22 protein-coding genes and 3 pseudogenes are annotated in these 17,589 nt (G+C 34.2%); 5 read left to right on the top strand and 20 right to left on the bottom strand.

Annotated features, from left to right (window positions below; all coding sequences use genetic code 11):
- Positions 1-161: 161 nt before the first annotated feature.
- The 3 genes and pseudogenes from ACUXEY_RS20505 to ACUXEY_RS20495 form a co-directional block, all read right to left on the bottom strand.
- Positions 162-1,328: a serine hydrolase domain-containing protein gene (locus ACUXEY_RS20505; protein WP_461301478.1), complete on the bottom strand. Its 1,167-nt coding sequence runs from the start codon at positions 1,326-1,328 to the stop codon at positions 162-164.
- Positions 1,329-1,530: 202 nt separating this feature from the next.
- Positions 1,531-1,839 (bottom strand): annotated as a pseudogene (locus tag ACUXEY_RS20500) (DUF3902 family protein); the annotation flags it as partial.
- 282 nt (positions 1,840-2,121) lie between these two features.
- Positions 2,122-3,477: an RNA-guided endonuclease TnpB family protein gene (locus ACUXEY_RS20495; protein ID WP_429602087.1), complete on the bottom strand. Its 1,356-nt coding sequence runs from the start codon at positions 3,475-3,477 to the stop codon at positions 2,122-2,124.
- 121 nt (positions 3,478-3,598) lie between these two features.
- Here ACUXEY_RS20495 and ACUXEY_RS20490 point away from each other — a divergent pair, with 121 nt between their 5' ends.
- Positions 3,599-3,748, top strand: a complete 150-nt coding sequence (locus ACUXEY_RS20490; RefSeq protein ID WP_166703183.1) for a hypothetical protein — start codon at positions 3,599-3,601, stop codon at positions 3,746-3,748.
- A 19-nt stretch (positions 3,749-3,767) separates the two neighbouring features.
- Here the strand turns inward: ACUXEY_RS20490 and ACUXEY_RS20485 are convergent, their stop codons facing one another.
- From ACUXEY_RS20485 to ACUXEY_RS20470, 4 genes and pseudogenes are all read right to left on the bottom strand, one after another.
- Positions 3,768-4,061 carry a putative quinol monooxygenase gene (locus tag ACUXEY_RS20485; RefSeq protein ID WP_166703182.1) on the bottom strand — a complete coding sequence of 98 codons (294 nt, stop codon included), beginning with the start codon at positions 4,059-4,061 and terminating at the stop codon, positions 3,768-3,770.
- Positions 4,062-4,099: 38 nt separating this feature from the next.
- Positions 4,100-4,738, bottom strand: coding sequence for a nitroreductase family protein (locus ACUXEY_RS20480; RefSeq protein ID WP_000185402.1), 639 nt, complete (start codon positions 4,736-4,738; stop codon positions 4,100-4,102).
- Positions 4,739-4,756: 18 nt separating this feature from the next.
- Positions 4,757-5,185: a MarR family winged helix-turn-helix transcriptional regulator gene (locus ACUXEY_RS20475; protein WP_461301477.1), complete on the bottom strand. Its 429-nt coding sequence runs from the start codon at positions 5,183-5,185 to the stop codon at positions 4,757-4,759.
- A gap of 379 nt (positions 5,186-5,564) precedes the next feature.
- A pseudogene (locus tag ACUXEY_RS20470) lies at positions 5,565-6,643 on the bottom strand (RNA-guided endonuclease InsQ/TnpB family protein).
- 338 nt (positions 6,644-6,981) lie between these two features.
- Between ACUXEY_RS20470 and ACUXEY_RS20465 the strand changes: the two are divergent.
- Positions 6,982-7,203, top strand: a pseudogene (locus ACUXEY_RS20465) (GTP-binding protein); the annotation flags it as partial.
- Between the two features lie 303 nt (positions 7,204-7,506).
- Here the strand turns inward: ACUXEY_RS20465 and ACUXEY_RS20460 are convergent.
- The 6 genes from ACUXEY_RS20460 to ACUXEY_RS20435 form a co-directional block, all read right to left on the bottom strand.
- Entirely contained in the window at positions 7,507-8,151 is a 645-nt protein-coding gene (locus ACUXEY_RS20460) for an alpha/beta family hydrolase (RefSeq protein WP_461301476.1), read from the bottom strand.
- Between the two features lie 20 nt (positions 8,152-8,171).
- Positions 8,172-8,639 (bottom strand): NUDIX hydrolase, encoded by a 468-nt coding sequence (locus ACUXEY_RS20455; RefSeq protein ID WP_461301475.1) that lies wholly within the window; start codon positions 8,637-8,639, stop codon positions 8,172-8,174.
- A gap of 351 nt (positions 8,640-8,990) precedes the next feature.
- Positions 8,991-9,260 carry a YfzA family protein gene (locus ACUXEY_RS20450; protein ID WP_461301513.1) on the bottom strand — a complete coding sequence of 90 codons (270 nt, stop codon included), beginning with the start codon at positions 9,258-9,260 and terminating at the stop codon, positions 8,991-8,993.
- Positions 9,261-9,311: 51 nt separating this feature from the next.
- A complete protein-coding gene (locus ACUXEY_RS20445; protein ID WP_098649230.1) occupies positions 9,312-9,929 on the bottom strand; it encodes an ABC-2 transporter permease in 618 nt (205 codons plus the stop codon).
- Positions 9,917-10,789, bottom strand: coding sequence for an ABC transporter ATP-binding protein (locus ACUXEY_RS20440; RefSeq protein ID WP_000432454.1), 873 nt, complete (start codon positions 10,787-10,789; stop codon positions 9,917-9,919). Before ACUXEY_RS20440 ends, ACUXEY_RS20445 begins: the two co-directional genes overlap by 13 nt.
- On the bottom strand, positions 10,777-11,166 hold the full coding sequence (locus ACUXEY_RS20435; protein ID WP_001167593.1) for a GntR family transcriptional regulator: 390 nt from the start codon (positions 11,164-11,166) through the stop codon (positions 10,777-10,779). The genes ACUXEY_RS20440 and ACUXEY_RS20435 overlap by 13 nt, the downstream gene beginning before the upstream one ends.
- Before the next feature lie 195 nt (positions 11,167-11,361).
- On the opposite strand from ACUXEY_RS20435, the gene ACUXEY_RS20430 reads away from it, so the two are divergent.
- Complete coding sequence (locus tag ACUXEY_RS20430) at positions 11,362-11,559, top strand: hypothetical protein (protein WP_461301512.1); 198 nt, start codon at positions 11,362-11,364, stop codon at positions 11,557-11,559.
- 60 nt (positions 11,560-11,619) lie between these two features.
- On the opposite strand, the gene ACUXEY_RS20425 is transcribed toward ACUXEY_RS20430, so the two are convergent.
- Together ACUXEY_RS20425 and ACUXEY_RS20420 are read right to left on the bottom strand one after the other, a co-directional pair.
- Positions 11,620-12,051 (bottom strand): SMI1/KNR4 family protein, encoded by a 432-nt coding sequence (locus ACUXEY_RS20425; RefSeq protein ID WP_461301511.1) that lies wholly within the window; start codon positions 12,049-12,051, stop codon positions 11,620-11,622.
- 54 nt (positions 12,052-12,105) lie between these two features.
- A complete protein-coding gene (locus ACUXEY_RS20420) occupies positions 12,106-13,131 on the bottom strand; it encodes an SDR family oxidoreductase (RefSeq protein WP_461301474.1) in 1,026 nt (341 codons plus the stop codon).
- Positions 13,132-13,300: 169 nt separating this feature from the next.
- Here ACUXEY_RS20420 and ACUXEY_RS20415 point away from each other — a divergent pair, with 169 nt between their 5' ends.
- On the top strand, positions 13,301-14,059 hold the full coding sequence (locus ACUXEY_RS20415) for a CPBP family intramembrane glutamic endopeptidase (protein WP_461301473.1): 759 nt from the start codon (positions 13,301-13,303) through the stop codon (positions 14,057-14,059).
- A 162-nt stretch (positions 14,060-14,221) separates the two neighbouring features.
- On the opposite strand, the gene ACUXEY_RS20410 is transcribed toward ACUXEY_RS20415, so the two are convergent.
- Genes ACUXEY_RS20410 through ACUXEY_RS20390 form a run of 5 tightly spaced genes read right to left on the bottom strand, consistent with a single transcriptional unit; the run spans position 14,222 to position 17,022 of the window.
- On the bottom strand, positions 14,222-15,163 hold the full coding sequence (locus ACUXEY_RS20410) for a serine hydrolase domain-containing protein (protein ID WP_461301472.1): 942 nt from the start codon (positions 15,161-15,163) through the stop codon (positions 14,222-14,224).
- Positions 15,164-15,187: 24 nt separating this feature from the next.
- Positions 15,188-16,078 (bottom strand): AraC family transcriptional regulator, encoded by an 891-nt coding sequence (locus ACUXEY_RS20405; RefSeq protein ID WP_461301471.1) that lies wholly within the window; start codon positions 16,076-16,078, stop codon positions 15,188-15,190.
- Between the two features lie 48 nt (positions 16,079-16,126).
- On the bottom strand, positions 16,127-16,597 hold the full coding sequence (locus tag ACUXEY_RS20400; protein ID WP_429602098.1) for a GNAT family N-acetyltransferase: 471 nt from the start codon (positions 16,595-16,597) through the stop codon (positions 16,127-16,129).
- Positions 16,598-16,614: 17 nt separating this feature from the next.
- Positions 16,615-16,887 (bottom strand): DUF3980 domain-containing protein, encoded by a 273-nt coding sequence (locus tag ACUXEY_RS20395; protein ID WP_461301470.1) that lies wholly within the window; start codon positions 16,885-16,887, stop codon positions 16,615-16,617.
- Positions 16,888-17,022 (bottom strand): hypothetical protein, encoded by a 135-nt coding sequence (locus ACUXEY_RS20390; protein ID WP_461301469.1) that lies wholly within the window; start codon positions 17,020-17,022, stop codon positions 16,888-16,890.
- Positions 17,023-17,118: 96 nt separating this feature from the next.
- Here ACUXEY_RS20390 and ACUXEY_RS20385 point away from each other — a divergent pair, with 96 nt between their 5' ends.
- Positions 17,119-17,571, top strand: coding sequence for an NUDIX hydrolase (locus ACUXEY_RS20385; RefSeq protein ID WP_327960298.1), 453 nt, complete (start codon positions 17,119-17,121; stop codon positions 17,569-17,571).
- Positions 17,572-17,589: the final 18 nt, after the last annotated feature.

The raw sequence follows: 17,589 nt of genomic DNA, 5'->3' as shown, positions 1-17,589 counted from the left end.
AAAAATAACAATTTTCAGAATAAAAATACACCTCTTTGCTCAACAATAAAAAAGGATGTCGTGTAACTGACATCCTTTTTTATTGTTGAATTACACTTGATGTCATACTAGGAATGCTAATACTGTCCTATACAACAGAATGCCATTCGCTTTCTTTTCATCTATTTCTTAAATTCAATTTGCATCATTTTATTAAATTGTGGAACAATATCGATCCCACCTATAGAGTTAACACTGATAGCCAATGTATGTTTGCCTCCCATTACTCCACTAGCAAAAGTTGTAAATCCAGGAATTCCTCCTCCGTGCCCCCAAACTGATACACCGTTAGGAAGTTTAGTCTCATAGATACCAAGGCCATATCCATCCCCAACCTCTTTTCCTTCTACAGGAACTGTAGTAAGCATTTCTTTTAGCTCGCGTTGCTTTAGTAACTTACCACCGAGTAAAGATGAAAAGAACTTATTTAAATCGTCCGCATTAGAAATCATATCTCCAGCTGCATTAGCTAAACTCGGATTATAATCAGTCATGTCTTTCAACTTACTTTCCCCGTCAATTTTCACATATCCCCGAGCATGATTCTTTCCTGGGATGACGGGTGAATTACCTGGTAAAAACGTATTTGATAGGTCCAAAGGCTCAATAATGCGCTTTTCAATTTCTTCTGCATAACTATTACCAGTTATTTTTTCAATTAGCATTCCTAGTATTACGTATCCTGTGTTTGAATACGACCAACCTTTACCTGGCGAAAAATCTGGAGGTAGAGCGAGTCCTATCTTTACTATTTCTTCTGCTACATACGTTTTCTTCGAATTCATTATGTCAGCGTCTTTTGATTTTAAGTATTCAGCTATACCACTCGTATGATTCAAAAGTTGACGTATCGTAATTTGATTGCCATCATACCCATTTCCTTGAATGAGGCCTGGCAGCCACTTTTCAATTGAATCGTCAAGTTGCAAACGATTTTCACCTACTAATTGAAGAACAGTCGTAGCAGTAAAAGTCTTCGTCACACTACCAATCCGAAAGCGATAGTCCGATTTCATCGGTTTCTTTGTACTTAAATCTGCAACGCCAGCAGTGTAACTACTAGTTTTTCCGTTATTATACGCCTTAGCTAGTATCCCTGTAGCGCCAAGCTGTACTGTTTCCTCCATTACTCGTTTCAAACTATTTCGATTCTTTTGATTATGCACTTGTGATGGACTAGAAATATTTTGAGCTGAATCTGCCTTCAAAGTAAAACCAGGTGCGAATATAGTAGTACCCGCTAATAAAACTGTCAAACTCGCTAACTTAATTGAATTACATTTTTTCATGATCTTCTCTCCTCTATTCATATCGTATTGATTCAAGTTATACTTTCATCCTAAATGATAAAACTCTCTTTTTTCTTATCCATTCCTTACGAAATACTTACTTTCAAAATTTGGCGACCAGATGAGAAAAAATTATGTATGGAAATAAAAAAAGAACGTGTTTTCATTTATAAACACGTTCTTTTAAGCACTCTATTAACTTTTACCATCCTGCACTAGCGTTCATACCATTTCCTATAATAGTAAGAAGTAGTGGCCACAGTACTGGTACTAACGTAAGAAATAGATTAAACAGTATAAGTATTCTATATCTTCCAGGAATATTATAATTTTTACGATTAACAAATAATACAAAAACTAATAATATTATAGTCGTTACAAACAAAAGTAACACTAACAACCAATACCAAACCATTAAACTGAGACTCCATGGCTGTAATAGCTCGTGTACAATGCCAAAGGTGATTCCCAATACTGCAAAACTAAAAGTAGTAACTGTTGCTTTGGTTAACTACCCCCACTGAGATGAAACGTTTCAGTGGGGGCTTGAGTTAGAACGCTAGGTCTTTTCGTCTATCACTAGACAGTTGACGCTCTAGCATTCATGCCACCTTATGGTAACACCCCAAGTATGTTTTTGGTTGGTACTGGCAACGAACGATTGCTTTCCCACTTGCACCACCCTTTCGAAAAAGAGCAGTTCTTCCTTATGAAAGAAGCCACCACTCAGATGACTCCGGCGTGTGCTACAAGCCCCGACAAGTCGAGTACACATGGATGGTTGACGCACCCACTAAGCTATGCGCGAAGCAACAGCCTTACGTTTTTGCACTTCTAATAGAATCGGCGTTTTCACTTTAAGATTCTCTTCCAATTCTATAACTTTTGATTTTTTCAAGGTATTCAATGCACCGTTAATATCCGCATGAATACACCTTCCTGCTTTACTTTGGTACAGACCACGAGTCATTCGTTTGCCACTAAAGTGATAATACGTCTTATCATCCTTAGTCCAAACTGGAACCGGATCTTTATCAAGAAAACTAGCTTTTGAAGTATAGCTTTCTTCTTGTTTGAAAAATCGGATACCTTCTTTTATACATTTATTCTCAATCGCTGCAATCAGTTTATAAAACGGGATTTGAACAAATTTTTGGTTATTCTTTTTTCCCATATTAGATTTTTGTTTCCAACCAGTGTTATACCCTACGACAACCGTATCTATATTACATGCGTTCACTTTTTTAAATAACAGGCCTACCGTTTGTGAAATGTAACCATTTATTTGTCGTTCCCGTTTATGCCAAAGTGCAGCCATTTGATTCGTTACAACTCGTTTTGAAATTCCGTTTTCAATATTTTTCTGCTGGAGATTACATATCATTTTGTTGAAGTACTGGTTAATGGATTTTAGTTTTTTTCCATCAATTAAAAATGCATCACCTGTATTTGTCACGCAACTTACTAATCTATCTACACCTAAATCGCAACTCAAAGCGTTACTCGTAGTCGTGGATGGTTTCTTCATTTGAGAAACGTGCATCTCATATGTATAATGCACCTCAAAGAACCGACCTTTTTGCTTCGGTACAATCTCAATGTAAGAGATTTTTTTATGTCTTAAGTTTTTTGGCATACGTATTTTAATGGAACCAAATTTTTTTCTAAATGCCACATTCATCGGAATCATCCAATACCCGTTATTATCCACTTTTGGCACTTGATAGATTTCAATGATTCGTTTGTCAGTTGAACGAGAATAATTCGGAAACTTAGGACGCCCTGTGAACTTCTCAGGATTTTTCTTCCACTGTTCCAAGGCTTTAAAAAAGCTCTTTACTTCTGCATACAAGGCTCTACGAATGGCTTGGACAGAGTTTGATTGAATGCCCCAGTAGTTCATATCGACTTGCATGGCGGTGTCTATTTCTTTTACAGTGGCAATTTTATTATGGGTCAAATAACTTTGTTTCATCGTGTACAATCCAACATTTCGCAATGCTTTTGAACTATGTGACATACGCTGAAGTAAACGAAATTCTTTTGCAGTCAAGCAAGCTCGCCCAACATTCTGTTTCTGCGTGAATCGTTTCATAGTTTCTCTTTTCTTTTGTTTGCGTAATACTTTCACTGCTTTCTTTCTAGCCATTGTTTTCACCACCTTTCTTAGAGAGTTCATTAAAATTACTTTTCAATCAAGTAACCAAATGATTATATTATCCAATTTCGTTGTCCTACGATATATTCCCTCCTTATCCAGGGGCAGCAGATTGCATCGCAAGACAAAAGAAACAAATATTCGCCCTGGTAAATTTATTATGAACGAAACAAAAGTGTTCAGCCTACCTTCTGACGGCAATTCATCTCCACCTGAATTGCCGAAAAGGATAAAAAAAGATGACCCTAGTACTATAAGCTAAAGTCATCTTTTTCATCAAATTATTTTACTAAATCTCCATTGTAAGCTTTTATATCTAGAGGAGCAGTTAAAAACTGTTTTACTTTACTAACGAAAGATGTAAAGTGTTCACTCGTATTATGACTCGCAACTGCCTCTGCATCTTTCCATACTTCTACCATCGTATACACATTTTCTTTTTCTGTATCTTTATAAAGGTCATAAGATACATTTCCACTTTCTTCTCTTGAACTATGAATGAGCGGACGAATGTCTTCTAAAAATGATTGTTGTTTTGCTGGATCTACTTGAAATATTGCGTGAATAATAATCATGGTGTTTCCCCTCTCATATTCCACTTATTTCTTTGAAATTACTTCCACTCTGCAACTTTTTCAATTGGAAGACGAACTGATTGGTAACCACTGTCAGCAGCTTTTCCGATTGAAATTAACATAACTGGTACGTGACGTTCTTTATCTAATCCAAAAGCTTCTGCGATTTGGTCTTTTTCAAATCCGCCAATTGGGCAAGTGTCATAACCGTGAGCACGAGCTGCTAACATAAATTGCATTGCTACAAGACCACCGTCAATTAGTACTGTATCTTTCATGACTTCTGGTGTAACCATTGAGAAGTAAGCTGAAAGTTTTTTCATTTGATCTTCTTTTACTTCAGCTGGCATTAAACCGCGCTCTACTGCTGTACCGTAAATTTCTTCTGCGTTATCAAAGTTGTTTAAATCACCAAATACAGCAATCATCGCTGAAGATGTTTCTACTTGAGATTGATTAAATTTCGCAAGTGGTGCAAGTGTTGCTTTCGCTTCGTCACTTTCAATTACTAAAAATCTCCATGGTTGCATGTTTACAGAAGATGGCGCAAGTGTTGCTTCTGTAAGAATTTCTGTCATTTCTTCTTTGCTAATTTTCACTGATGTGTCGTATTTACGAATTGAACGACGTCCTGTTAAAATTTCGTTAAAATCATTTGTTTTTACTGAGTTAGTCATAGTTGTATTCTCCCTTTTTTATAATTCTTTTATATTTTTTTGAATGCGGTCTAACATTGTTAAAAGATTATCGCGCTGTTCTTCACTTAATCCTTTAAATGCAGATGCTGCAAAACGTTCTTTTTCCTCCTGATACACTTGAATTTTATTTCGTCCCTCTTCAGTTAGAGAAACTAACGTAATTCTGTTATCATCTGGATTTTTACGTCTTGTAATCATCCCGTTTGCTTCCAACTGTTTTAAATGCCTCGTAATCGCAGCATTATCAATATTCACTTCTTGCTGAAGTGCTTTTTGGCTAATTTCACCTACTTCATATAACTGAAGTATAAGTTCTAGTCTAGATTGACTCATACCCGTACACCCTTCAAATTTCGAACTTACTTCTTTATTTAGAAAGTGTAATTTATATAAAATAATTGCTTCTTTTGAGCATGAACTTGTCAAATTACCCCTCCTTTACATCCAATTCAAAAACATTTGATGTATCAATAGTTGATATGTCAATTAATATAATCTATATCGATTTAGAATGCAAGCTTTTTGTTTTTCCTATTTATTTTTTTAATGTTCGCCTATTAATATTTTTCCAAAACAAGGGACTTTATCACATTACAAAAAATGTTAATTGCATGATAACGATAATAACTTAAGATGACTGGAGAGTGATTTTGAGACTCCCACGACTAAAGTCGCAAGCCCGAATCCTGACAGATTTACGGGTGGGATCCTTGAATGACTAAGCGTTCTCAGTCCATTTCTGTTTTGAACAGCCTTCAAGATGAGGGCATCTCATTGCCCCTCCTCAACCAGACCATATAGGTGCTTAGGCTGATTGACTATTACCATCAATCACAGTTGCGTAGCGAATATTCATCGCCCCAACGATATCACGGTGTGTCTCAAACCCACATTGACACTTGTACTTTCTGTCTTGTGCCCTGTTCTTTTCAGCACATTTCGGACAGTTTTGACTTGTATACGCTGGATTCACATATTCAACCTGAATACCAGCTAGCATTGCTTTATACGAAATAAATTGTGACAAACGATAGAATGACCAAGTGTGTAGATTTTTTTGTTTTTACGGCTTGTTCTTGCCGTCTGTCTTATATTCGTTAGTTGTTCTAATCGAATGACAGAAATATGATTATCAATCGCAAAATCAATGATTTCCCGACTTATTTTGTGATCTTTATCTTGCATCCATCTCTGCTCTTTATCATCTAATCGTCGAATCGCATTCACTTTTTTGGCTTTTCCTAATTTCTTACGAATGCACCGAAACTTACGCTTCTTACATTTGTTTTGCCTACCATTTCCAAAAAAACGAACCTTATCATCATCTGTGATTGCTACAGCGGGGACTTTGAGACCTAAGTCTACTCCTAAAATTTTCGTTCCCACCGTTTCATTTTTAGGAAGCGTGACAGCTATTTGGGCCATCCACTTGTTCGATTTCTTTGTGATACGAAGTGTACCTAATTTATGTTTTAACAGATTCAGATTGCTATTATTTTTATCTGTTAATAAAGCTCGAACCTTTAAACGAGTTGACTTTCCATTTACCATAAATGGAATGGAAATATGAGTACAGTCAAATGAATAATTTTGATTGTTCCATATACAAACAAGTCTTTTTAGAATCGGAATGATTTTATAATGGCTTTTCTTTACTTTTGTAGCAAACAAACTTTTCGCGTCTTTAATCGCTTGATTCTTCACCGCACTTGGGATATTTGCTTCAATATCTTTTGTGCTTTTTTTCGTACTCTCTTTTGCTTCAACCATTTCCGATATAAGTGTATTTATAACTTTGATATATTCTTGACTACTTTGTTCTAATAAACGGATTTGTCCTTTTGTTGGAATCAATTTCACTTTCACTGTTAGGGTCTGTGACATACGTTTCATCCCCTTGTTTTTTGATTTTCAACATCGTGTTCATTTGATACATTTCTAGCAATAATAACAAAACTAGAACGTGCTTATAAAGTTTACAACTGCATGAAACAAAGATATTTCCCTCTCAAACACTTTGAAATATTCTTCTATCATCATTTATTTTAGTTATATCATTTATCTTCAGAATATTCCAATAAATACACCCGAATAAACTCCCTATAATTTAGATACTTTAAGTACCACGAACCTTGTAATTTTTAGTGGTACTCCATATCCAACCTCACTTTCATCTCATGCCAAAGACGATAGACTTTCTCGTTCGGGAAGGGCTGTAATGTGGGAATACGCAAACTGACTCAATGGAATTAGAGAGACAAAGCGGAATTACGATTAAAGCTTCTGTCGTTTCTTTCTGTATCAATGAATTAATAGTAAATGTCATTGATACACCTGGACATACTGATTTTATCGCTGAAGTGGAGCCATCATTCCGCGTTTTAGACAGTGCAATTTTAGTTATTTCTGCCTTGGAAGGTGTGCAAGCACAAACAAAAATTTTGATGTAAATATTCCAGCAACTTTTAGCGAGCCTATATTACACAATGATTCTTACCAGTTAACAGGCTCATTACCTGTTACGAAAACAGAGCATTTTAAGCGAATACTCCATTCATTTACAGAAGGAGACGGTATATTTACAGTGAATCCAACTGGTTACACAAAACTGAAGGCTCCCTTCCCTATTCGAAAACGTGTTGATTATAATCCGCTGAATCGTAAGAATCATTTACTTCATGTGTTGAGAGCTTATTAAATAAAAAAAGAGGTGCAAATTGCACCTCTTTTTTGCATGTATCGATAAGTTAGTTTGTCCTAATAACTTCTTTAAGTTTTTCTATTATATTTGCTATCGCCTCAATTGAATTCTCTGTTTCATATTCCCCAACATTTAGAGAATGATTTGCATTTTTAACAACATCGATCGTTAAATTCGTTTTATGTAACTGATCGATTTGATCTGCATTATATTGGTGATCATTATCTCCAATTACTAAAAGTCCTTCATGATGGCTATGCAGGATCGAATCAAAAATGGAATCCAAGGTTAGTAAAGGTGTAAGTAGTATCATTTTTGACTGTAAAAACTCTTCTCTCTTCATTAAATCATTTGCAATCGGAATTGTTCCGAGTGACTTGCCTAAAAACATCGTATGATTGTATTGCTCACCTTTTAATACTTCCTTCATTAAAGGATTAACATCATCCATCATTATTTTTGTTACTTCTTCCATCGGTTTATTCATTACTTGTTCGTCATAAGAATAATGAATATGTACTACATCTATTTTATTTTCGAGCATAAGCATCGTCGCATAATAGAATAACGGTTTATCGTAATTGTATCCTGAACCTGAGAACATAAGACAAACTGTATGAGAGCCTTTTTCAATATGTGTATACGGAATTACCTTTCCTTCTATAAGAATTTCTTTTTTAGTTCCCTTCACCTTATCCCCTCCGCATACATTTACTTTTGTAAAACGATATGTTCTGTATGAACTAATACATCCTTTACTTTCTCTTTTATAAACGCTGGCTGTACGTTATATGTATGTAATTCTTCTACAGGCACCCACTTAAAGAAATATGTTCTACCTTCTTCTTCAAGAATATACTTGTCTGCTCCATTTGCAGGTAATTGTTTCAGCTCTACTTCATAGTAAAAACTAATTTCATGAAACTTTCGTTCAGAAAGTGTAAAGAAATTTTCTACCGACCATATTAATCTCTTTACCCCAATAGGAACCGCTAACTCTTCAGCAAGCTCTCGCTTTAACGCATCTTCACTATTTTCTAGCATTTTCACTCTTCCACCTGGTACGTACCAAAAATCTTCACCATCACCTTGCAGAATGAGTATTTTATTATCATGTTTACAAATTGCTCCGACGCGGTAATTAAAACATGTTTCCTCTACTTTAAACGTAAGATCCACAACAAACCCCTCCAATGTATCATTACAAAACTATTATTTATGTGCTGTACAAATAAGATTACTAAATTTTTCTATTTCATTCAATAATTTCCGAACTTTCCGAAAAAAATACGCATCATTTGTCATCACAAGTATAAATACATATGTCACAATCACTGCACACACTAGAGAAGCATTATGGGGGACGAATGGAAACATTATCAATACATAAAACTGAAAAATCGAATATTTTTAAATAATCATTATAAAAGATAAAGTAAAAACTTTAATAAATGGAGTTTTTATCTTTACCCTGTTGTTTTTAAATATTGTTAAGACATTATTAAAAAAGACGCAAGGTCAACTTATGTGCTAATTAATTCTTTTTCTAGAAAAAGCGTCTTTTATTGCACTTGTTAATACATTTAGGAATAATAAAATAGCCATAACTACCGTTAATACGTTAAATTGCTTTGTTTTATAAGGAGCGAACCATTCCGTAAAGAACTCTGAATTAACGAGACGCTCCCCAACTCCTCCTTCCTTGAGGTTCGGTATCCACGAATTCATATCAAGGTTGATAAAAATTAGTTGCATAACGAAAAATGCTCCAATAGTTTTCAGCCAATTTCGTATTCGAATAGGATGGCCTTTTTGATGTCATTTAAATGATCCTCCTTTTAGAACTTGCTATTAAAGAGCCTTGTTCTGATAGATACGAATAGATAATATCCATGAAACCCCATAGCACCCCACTGCTATGACAGCAAATATAAGAAATAATTTCAAATCTGAAATCTCTTTTAAAAAGGTCAGTACGCCATTAGCATATTTATTTAATAAATATGGAGTATTTCGCATTAAATATATAACTCCAATAGATAAAAATATAAAAACTGGTACAAGTGTTTTCACTTTAAATGCAACAAAAAATGGGATGTAAAATGCAGTAATCAGCATGACTGCCAAGAAGCCTAGGATGTAACTTTCTAAGGAAAGTTGAAATTCCATGCTGTCTAAAATAAAATATTTTCCAATTAAGCAAAATGGGATGATTACTATTGTAAAAAATAAGGTTCCAACGTATTTTGAACTTATAATTTCCTTCCTAGTATACGGTAATGAGTTTACTAAAATATTAGCATTATCTTTATCATCAGATTGATATGTGTTAATTACAAAAACGGCACTACAAATGATTATGACATATGCTACATCCATGCCAGCCCACAAATAGGTAACTAGAAATAAGAGATAAGCAGGTAAAAAAGTTTTTTGTAAAATCAAATCCTTTTTAATTAAATTAAGCATCTTGACTCCCCCTTTTTCATGAAATACATAATATCCTCTAAACTTGGTTTTTCAATCACCACTTCTTTATTAAATAAAGTTTCGATAGAATTTACATTTTCAATCAATCCCTCGAAACCTGTATTTGCCTTACATACAGATATAAACTCACGCTCAGTATCAAAATCTAACATATCTAGTGGCCCTTTGACCAAAATATAATCTTCTGCAATGGCATAAATATCTTTTGTAAAAATATGCTTCCCATTTTGAATAAATGTAATATAATCGGCAATGCGGTCTAAATCCGTTGTAATATGAGATGAGAAAAAGATAGTTTTCTCACCATCCTGCATAATATTTTGTAAAACATCCAATAATTCTCTTCTAAATACCGGATCGAGTCCGGAAGTAGGCTCATCCATAATAATTAGTTCAGCATGATGTGAAAGGGCAATTGCAAGAGAGGCTTTCATTTTCATTCCTTTGGAGAATGTTTTCATTTTTTTATTTAATGGTAATTCGAACAGATCTTTATAATATGTAAATTGGTTAAAATCCCATTTTTTATAAGCTGGCGCAATAATTTTAGTAATTTCCTTTAATGTGAGTTCATCATAAAACACATTATCGTCATAAACGAAACCAATTCTTTCTTTAATTCGCTTCGCATCAGTCGAATAGTTCATGCCAAATAAGGAGACATTTCCACTATCCGGGTTCATTAGATTCATAATCATTTTAATCGTTGTAGATTTACCTGATCCATTTCCCCCAATAAAACCCGTAACAAATCCTTTTTTTACTTCCATCGAAAAATTTTTAATTTGAAATCCTTTAAAAGATTTACTGACATTTTGAAGTTCTATTACGTTTTCCAAGAGTTTTCCTCCTCGTATAAAATTGTAAGCATTTCTTTTAGATCATTTAAAGAAACATCCATTTGTTTAGCATTTTGAATCGCTTCACACAACTTTTCTTCAACTGTCTTTAATTTTTTTTCTTTCATAGTTTCAATGTTTTGTTCTGCTACAAAGGACCCCCTTCCGACAATTGAATAAATAAAACCGTCTTTTTCCAGTTCTTCATATGCTCTTTTCGTTGTAATAATACTTACTCTTAAATCTTTTGCTAACTGACGCATTGAAGGAAGAGCATCTCCTTGCTTTAAATCACCTAGTAAAATAAGTTTTTTTATTTGGACACCAATTTGTTCATAAATAGGTTCCTTTGAAGTGTTCGTAATAACGATTTGCATGCAAATACCTCTTTTTAAAAATATTGTATATATACTTTATATACAATATATACTATCGTACATTGTAAATCAACAGAAAATTTCCAAAATATAGTCACAAACACAATCTAATAATAAATGTAATTCATACAACTTATTTTTACGGGTCTTCCTCGTATTTGCTCGATTTTGAGGTGGATGTCTTACTGCTATCTAATGCGGTATAAAGACTACGTTGTGTTTTACGGAGAAATTGGCACAGCTGGTATTGTGAAAGCAAAAGAGTTTGAAACAGAAGAACAATCTGAGGAAGTTGATATCAAGTTAGACTGGTATGAAGATGACGAGGAAGGATTGAAAAAGATGTTTCCTATGCTATGGGAAATGTATGGAGAAAAACCGATTGAGTGGTAGATTTATATACGAAAAACGCCTTGTTTCTTTATTAACAAGGCGTTTTTCATGATACTATGTTTAAATTGTTATCTTCCCACTTTCCCACCACTTCATGAAAGTGTCTAACGAAGGAGCAACCCAAGTTCTACTATCATTTTCATGATTCCATACATATATATCATCTCTTTGCACGATTCCGTTCAAAATGGAATAACCAAACAAATCACCATTTCCGCCATCAGCAAAAAATAATAAACAGTCAAAAGGCATATATAAATCCTTGAAATCAACTATATTTCTCATATTTATATTTTCAGTTTTAATTTTTGAAGCAGACCATATAAAGTCCCCGTATTCACCTTCTACACCGTTTGTTTCCTGTAATAATTGATGTAAATCATTCGGCAACTCCACATGTAAACAGTTTTGTATATCAGTTAGTTCATCCGTCATAGCTGGTTGTTTCAAACTTAAGTTTGGTGAGATACTGTGAATGGTGTTTGTCCACATCACCTTTTCTCCTCCTTATGTGCAATCAAGTATATTCAAAGAGCTCATCTAAATTTATTGATACCACTTTTCTAACAACTCTTTCTCCCTCTCGCCTGAAATACCTGCTTTTAATTCCCATTCGTCCACACTCTTCACCCACTCATACACGTCTGTAACTGTATGTTCTAACCTTCTAAAAGTAAGCCCTTCTTTCACAGCACTATCTATACTAATAGAAAAACCACCTTTCCACGGCTTCGTTTCACCTTCTAATGAAAAAGTTTCTGGAAGCCATAAAGGCATCTCTGTCCAAGGCTGCACTTTATGCTCATTCATAAACGATTCATCTACCCAAACGAATGCAGCATCACTATTCGTAACCTTTTTGCACGTACTTAATAGCTCTTCCATCGTCAATTCATAATTTGGACCTGTAACATTGAATGTTCCTGCTTTATTGTTTTCTGCCATGTTTAGTCCCCAGTTTGCGACGTCTTTTATATCAACTACCTGCACTGGGCGGTCTTTTCTTCCTGGAACTAACACTTCTCCTCCCTTTGCTACACGCCCAATCCAGTATGGAAGCCGGTCTGTATAATCAAACATACCTGAAAGAAGTCCTGCTCTTACGTGTAAAACACGCTCCGGCCAATACTTCTCTGCTTCTTTTTCACACAATACTTTCAGCGCACCGTAATGCTCATAAGGAGAAACTTCACCATTCTCCACAGCCTTTATTTGATCACCCGTAGGTTCAGGTTGTAATATATAATCTTCTTTTATTTGATGCGGAATCCAATCTTTATATACGGAAAGACTTGAAATGAATATATAATGCTTTATATTATTCTGTAAAACTTCTCCGATATTTCTAATGTGATGTGGAGAAAATCCACACGTATCGACTACCGCGTCCCATTTTCGATTTATTAAACTTGAAACATTATCATTTCTGTCACCGATTAACTGCTCTACTTCAGGAAAAATTTCTTTATTCGTTCCGCGATTAAATAATGTAACTTCATGCCCTCTTTTTAAAGCCTCTTCTACAAAAGCTCTTCCTAAAAATCGTGTACCACCTAGAATTAGAATCTTCATAGTTCTCCCCCATTCGTGATTGAAAATCCTTACTTTTGTTAAACGAATTTTTGCTGTGGAAAGTTACGGGGTTAGTCTAACTTTTTCTACAAGTTCAACATATGTGATTTCCATTTCATATATAATTAAAATATCGGATATTTGATTAATCACTTATACATGTAAGTAGGTGAACAATATGAATAGAAACATAGTTTATCATTCAACATTATGTATGTATTGCCTCACATCGCTTGTATATATCATCTTACTGAACATAGAAAATGGTCGCAATTATTTAGGGTTTACGATGATTGTTCCGCTTTTGGCTGTTATTTTATATCAGAAATTATATAAGAAACAAAAAATAGTTCATACATTTGGAATTTCACGTCCAAAAATAAAAACATTAATTTTCTCCATTTTATTCCCAATACTTCTAGGTCTATGTCTACATTTCTATTTTTATATTTATAATATAAAATTCTTATTTCATCATTGTAATGAATTGGGACTTCTCCTACTCATTGGTCTTACAATTGCTGCTTTGTCTGCATTTTTAGAAGAAATCATATGGCGTGGAAATTTCCATTACCATTTACGAAAAAAATATTCATTAAAACAAACAGCAATCATTACTGCATCGCTTTGGTCTTTATGGCATTTACCAGTATCAATCTTTTATAAAAATTATGAGTTTCAGGTTGTAGGAATATTAAGCTATCTCTCGTTATTATTTATATTATCTATAATTTTGACGTATACGAGAGAGTATAGCCATTCTGTGATAACACCTGCAATTTTACATGGTATGTTTAATGTATTTTATTTAACAGATGGATTAGAAACAAAATGGGATATTAGCCTAATGGAATTAATTAAATTTATCTTGCTGGTAATTGTGTTTGGCATGATGTATCTAATACATCGAAAAGTTAAAAGTACCTAAACAAATTATAAAGTACTTCAACACCTATTCAATAATCGTATAGGTGTTGAAGCTTTCTAATCTTAGTTGCTCAACTTAGTTAATACAACACTTTTTTCTATCATGAAGAACAAAACAAGTTTAACTAAACCTTTCATTCTTGTTTTTATAAAAAGAACTATATTAATCTTTTAAACAAGGAAGTATGCACTCTTTAATTAACTTCCATCTATCCTCTGCATTCGGTATGACTTCAGAAGCAATCGCCACCACCAGTTCCTTCTCTGGTACGCAGCAAATCACATTTCCACCATCACCCATGGCACAGTATGAAAAGATTCCATCCTCTTCTCGTAACCACCATAAGTAACCATATTGATTTTGGTTCATTTCTGTCGATTCTTTTATCCATGATTTTGATAGTATTTGCTTTCCATTATGAATACCTTCATTCAAATACAACTGTCCAAACTTAACCATATCTTTAACTGTTAACGTAAGTCCCCAACCGCCTGTCGAATTACCATTTGGATCATGAACCCATCCCTTTACATCTTTTCCGAATAAGTCATCAAATCCAAATGCTTTCATATTATAGTTTGGAATTTCTCTCATGCCGAGTGGTTGAAATAAGTATTCATTCGCAAATTCACGTGCATTTTTTCCTGTTACGCTCATTATGATTGCTGATAATAAATGAGCTCCTGCAGATGAATATTTAAAAGCTCCAATTTCTCCGCCTTGTCCAATTCTATTCAATGTATACTTTACCCAATCTTCTTGTGTACATAGTTCTTCTAATGGTTCCTGCCAGTCTACGAAAGGATGTGGAGCTGTCATAGTAAGAAGATGCCCTACTGTTATTTCAGATGAATTAACGTTATATTCCGGGAAAAATTCTATTATTTTTTGATCAACGCTTTTTATATAGCCCTTATCTATACATATCCCAATTAACGCAGAGATTATCGTTTTTGTAACTGACGCTATATGAAATGCATCAGTTGGACCGTGACCGTTATAATATTTTTCAAAAATAACATTACCTCTCTGCACTACTAACATACCATTAATATTTTTGTATTCTTCTTTTATAATCTGATCTAATTTTTCAGCAGTTTTCATTATTCATTCCCCTTTAATTCATGATTAAAAAGGTTCGATAGGTACATATATATCAACTATATGTTTATTTTCCGGGTGCTGCCTTGGGTCATTTTTATACACTTCAAAAGGATACGAATCTCTCGGTTTATATCCGCTATTAGGAAGCCACTCACCGTATAAGAAATCCCATGCTCCTTTATATTCATCCTGGAATATTTCAAAATGACCTATCGCATACTTTCCAGAAGGTATTACCATTATTCCAATGTCGTTCGTTTCTACTGCGGACTCATTCGGAATTGTTATGCATAAACTAGTTCTTAAATGATTGTCCTCAGTAAATTCATGATGATCGTGGTAAATGGTTAATACTTTCGTATCCTCAAATACATAATAGTTTTCCTTCGCTGCGTAATGAAATAATTTCTCTATCATTTTTGGAAAAGCTATCGTTAACTCTTCATATGTACCGATATGCCTTATGTATGCGACGTGTATATCTTCCGCTGTTACAATTTCAACATTTCCTCGAACCTTCTTACACTCATTGTATTGAGAAGCTCTCCTTATGTCTTTGCAATTCTTGCTATTATCGTTTCGATATTGAGACGGACTTACACCGTAATAATTTTTAAATGTACGGGAGAAAACTGCTGAATCGGTGAACCCAAAGTGATACGCAATATTTGTAATCGTCATATCTGTACGATATGTAAGTAGATGCGTTGCCCTTTCTAACTTCAATCGGTTTACATACCTTGATAATGGCTCGTCTACTATCCCCTTAAAAATCCGATGAAAATGAAACTTTGAAAATCCCGCTACATCTGCTAACTCTTCAATTGAAAGTGAATCATTTATGTGTGATTCTATATAATCTTGCACCTTATAAATGCGTCGTAAGTACTCATTTCTACTTTGTTTACTCTCCATATTTCTATCTCCTCACAACAAAAAGGCTAACGTTAAGCTAGCCTACTTTTACACATTTTTCAAAAACAAAACTCTACTACCGCCGTTCCCATCATAATTTGTATGTACTGATACACCCTCTATCTCATCATCCCCGGCATCAATTCGAAAACCGATTTCTTGATGAAACTGTATCGACTTTTTGTTAATTGGTGACGTAATTGCTTTTACAACTTTACGATTATTTGCACGAGCGGCATCAAAGAAGTAAGAATACAATGTCGTTGCGATTCCTCTTCTTCTATACTTCGGATTTACACCGATAAAATGAACATACGCTTCATCTTTATATGTTTGTGAAAAGAATCCGCATAAGAAACCTAACGTTTCGCCATCTTCTTCAATGATAAAACTCGTTTCTTGAAAATGAACGAAGAACAGTTTTGGCAACATAGCAACCATATCTCTCCCGCCCCACCAATCATTTAAAACAGAATGAATCTTTACATAATCTTCCCCTTGGATGTTTCTTACTTGCATATGTTTCTCCCTCTCACTCACTTCATTTTTTCATAAATTTTAATTACAGTTTCTACTAAGAGAATGAATACCCAAATCCCGCAAAATACAAGAACAGACTGGAATATAGAACCTAACATAACTATACTTATTAAACCTAATTCTGATCCTGAAATTGATATTTCATCAAACCCCATATTATGTATAAATGGACCGGTTGAAAAAGCCATTAAAATTGATCCTATTAAATAAATCACACTCATTATTTTTAATATTTTTATAGAAAGATAAGAAGTTTGTTCTTGCTCCACTTATGATAATTCGATTTCTCCGCTCGCAATTCCTTTTTGCAAACAGTCTTCACATAAAAATTCTGTATTTATTTTTTTACCACCGTGCAGCGTACCTGTTATTTCTTTACATCTTGCACATTTTCGATTTATCATGTTGTTACCACTCCAATCTATTAAGATTATACTTATATCATTCTTTGTTTACCTTAATATTCCTTTTATGTATTTTATAGAGAAAGGTCGTGTTTTATGCTTTCGAAACTCACATTTGGCTCGAAAAGATCTACCGTTCATTATGTATTAAGACCTAGTTGTTATGCGATTATTTTCCATTCATCTTCTTCAAAGATTGCTGTTATCCAAAAAGGAGACCGTTACTTTCTACCTGGTGGCGGTATGGAAGGTAATGAAACAAAAGAAGAATGTTTGCACCGTGAACTACTAGAGGAATTAGGATGGGCAATTGAAATTGATCAATATATCGGTAATGCAATGCGATATTTTTATGCTGAAAAGGAAGATACATATTATTTAAATGATGGGTTCTTTTATATTGCGAACATGGCTCAGAAACAAACTGAAAACTGTGAGGAGGATCATGTTTTAAGATGGATGTCTCCCTTATTTGCTGTAGAGCTTCTCCTTCATGATCATCAAAAATGGGCCGTTGAACAAGCGCTTTTATTACGAAATAAAAAATGATCTCCTTCTATATGAAAG

It is taken from the genome of Bacillus sp. F9_6S_D1_P_5, assembly GCF_054823925.1.
The sequence above is the reverse complement of the archived record's forward strand: the minus strand, read 5'-3'. Positions and strand labels throughout refer to the sequence as shown.

Coding starts and splice junctions, on each gene's coding strand:
- ACUXEY_RS20405 (WP_461301471.1), bottom strand. CDS start 16,078: ATGGAGAGTAAACAAAGTAGAAATGAGTACTTACGACGCATTTATAAG.
- ACUXEY_RS20390 (WP_461301469.1), bottom strand. CDS start 17,022: ATGATAAATCGAAAATGTGCAAGATGTAAAGAAATAACAGGTACGCTG.
- ACUXEY_RS20485 (WP_166703182.1), bottom strand. CDS start 4,061: ATGATTATTATTCACGCAATATTTCAAGTAGATCCAGCAAAACAACAA.
- ACUXEY_RS20495 (WP_429602087.1), bottom strand. CDS start 3,477: ATGGCTAGAAAGAAAGCAGTGAAAGTATTACGCAAACAAAAGAAAAGA.
- ACUXEY_RS20435 (WP_001167593.1), bottom strand. CDS start 11,166: ATGCAAATCGTTATTACGAACACTTCAAAGGAACCTATTTATGAACAA.
- ACUXEY_RS20430 (WP_461301512.1), top strand. CDS start 11,362: ATGCGGTATAAAGACTACGTTGTGTTTTACGGAGAAATTGGCACAGCT.
- ACUXEY_RS20385 (WP_327960298.1), top strand. CDS start 17,119: ATGCTTTCGAAACTCACATTTGGCTCGAAAAGATCTACCGTTCATTAT.
- ACUXEY_RS20425 (WP_461301511.1), bottom strand. CDS start 12,051: ATGTGGACAAACACCATTCACAGTATCTCACCAAACTTAAGTTTGAAA.
- ACUXEY_RS20420 (WP_461301474.1), bottom strand. CDS start 13,131: ATGAAGATTCTAATTCTAGGTGGTACACGATTTTTAGGAAGAGCTTTT.
- ACUXEY_RS20445 (WP_098649230.1), bottom strand. CDS start 9,929: ATGCTTAATTTAATTAAAAAGGATTTGATTTTACAAAAAACTTTTTTA.
- ACUXEY_RS20480 (WP_000185402.1), bottom strand. CDS start 4,738: ATGACTAACTCAGTAAAAACAAATGATTTTAACGAAATTTTAACAGGA.
- ACUXEY_RS20400 (WP_429602098.1), bottom strand. CDS start 16,597: ATGCAAGTAAGAAACATCCAAGGGGAAGATTATGTAAAGATTCATTCT.
- ACUXEY_RS20505 (WP_461301478.1), bottom strand. CDS start 1,328: ATGAAAAAATGTAATTCAATTAAGTTAGCGAGTTTGACAGTTTTATTA.
- ACUXEY_RS20410 (WP_461301472.1), bottom strand. CDS start 15,163: ATGAAAACTGCTGAAAAATTAGATCAGATTATAAAAGAAGAATACAAA.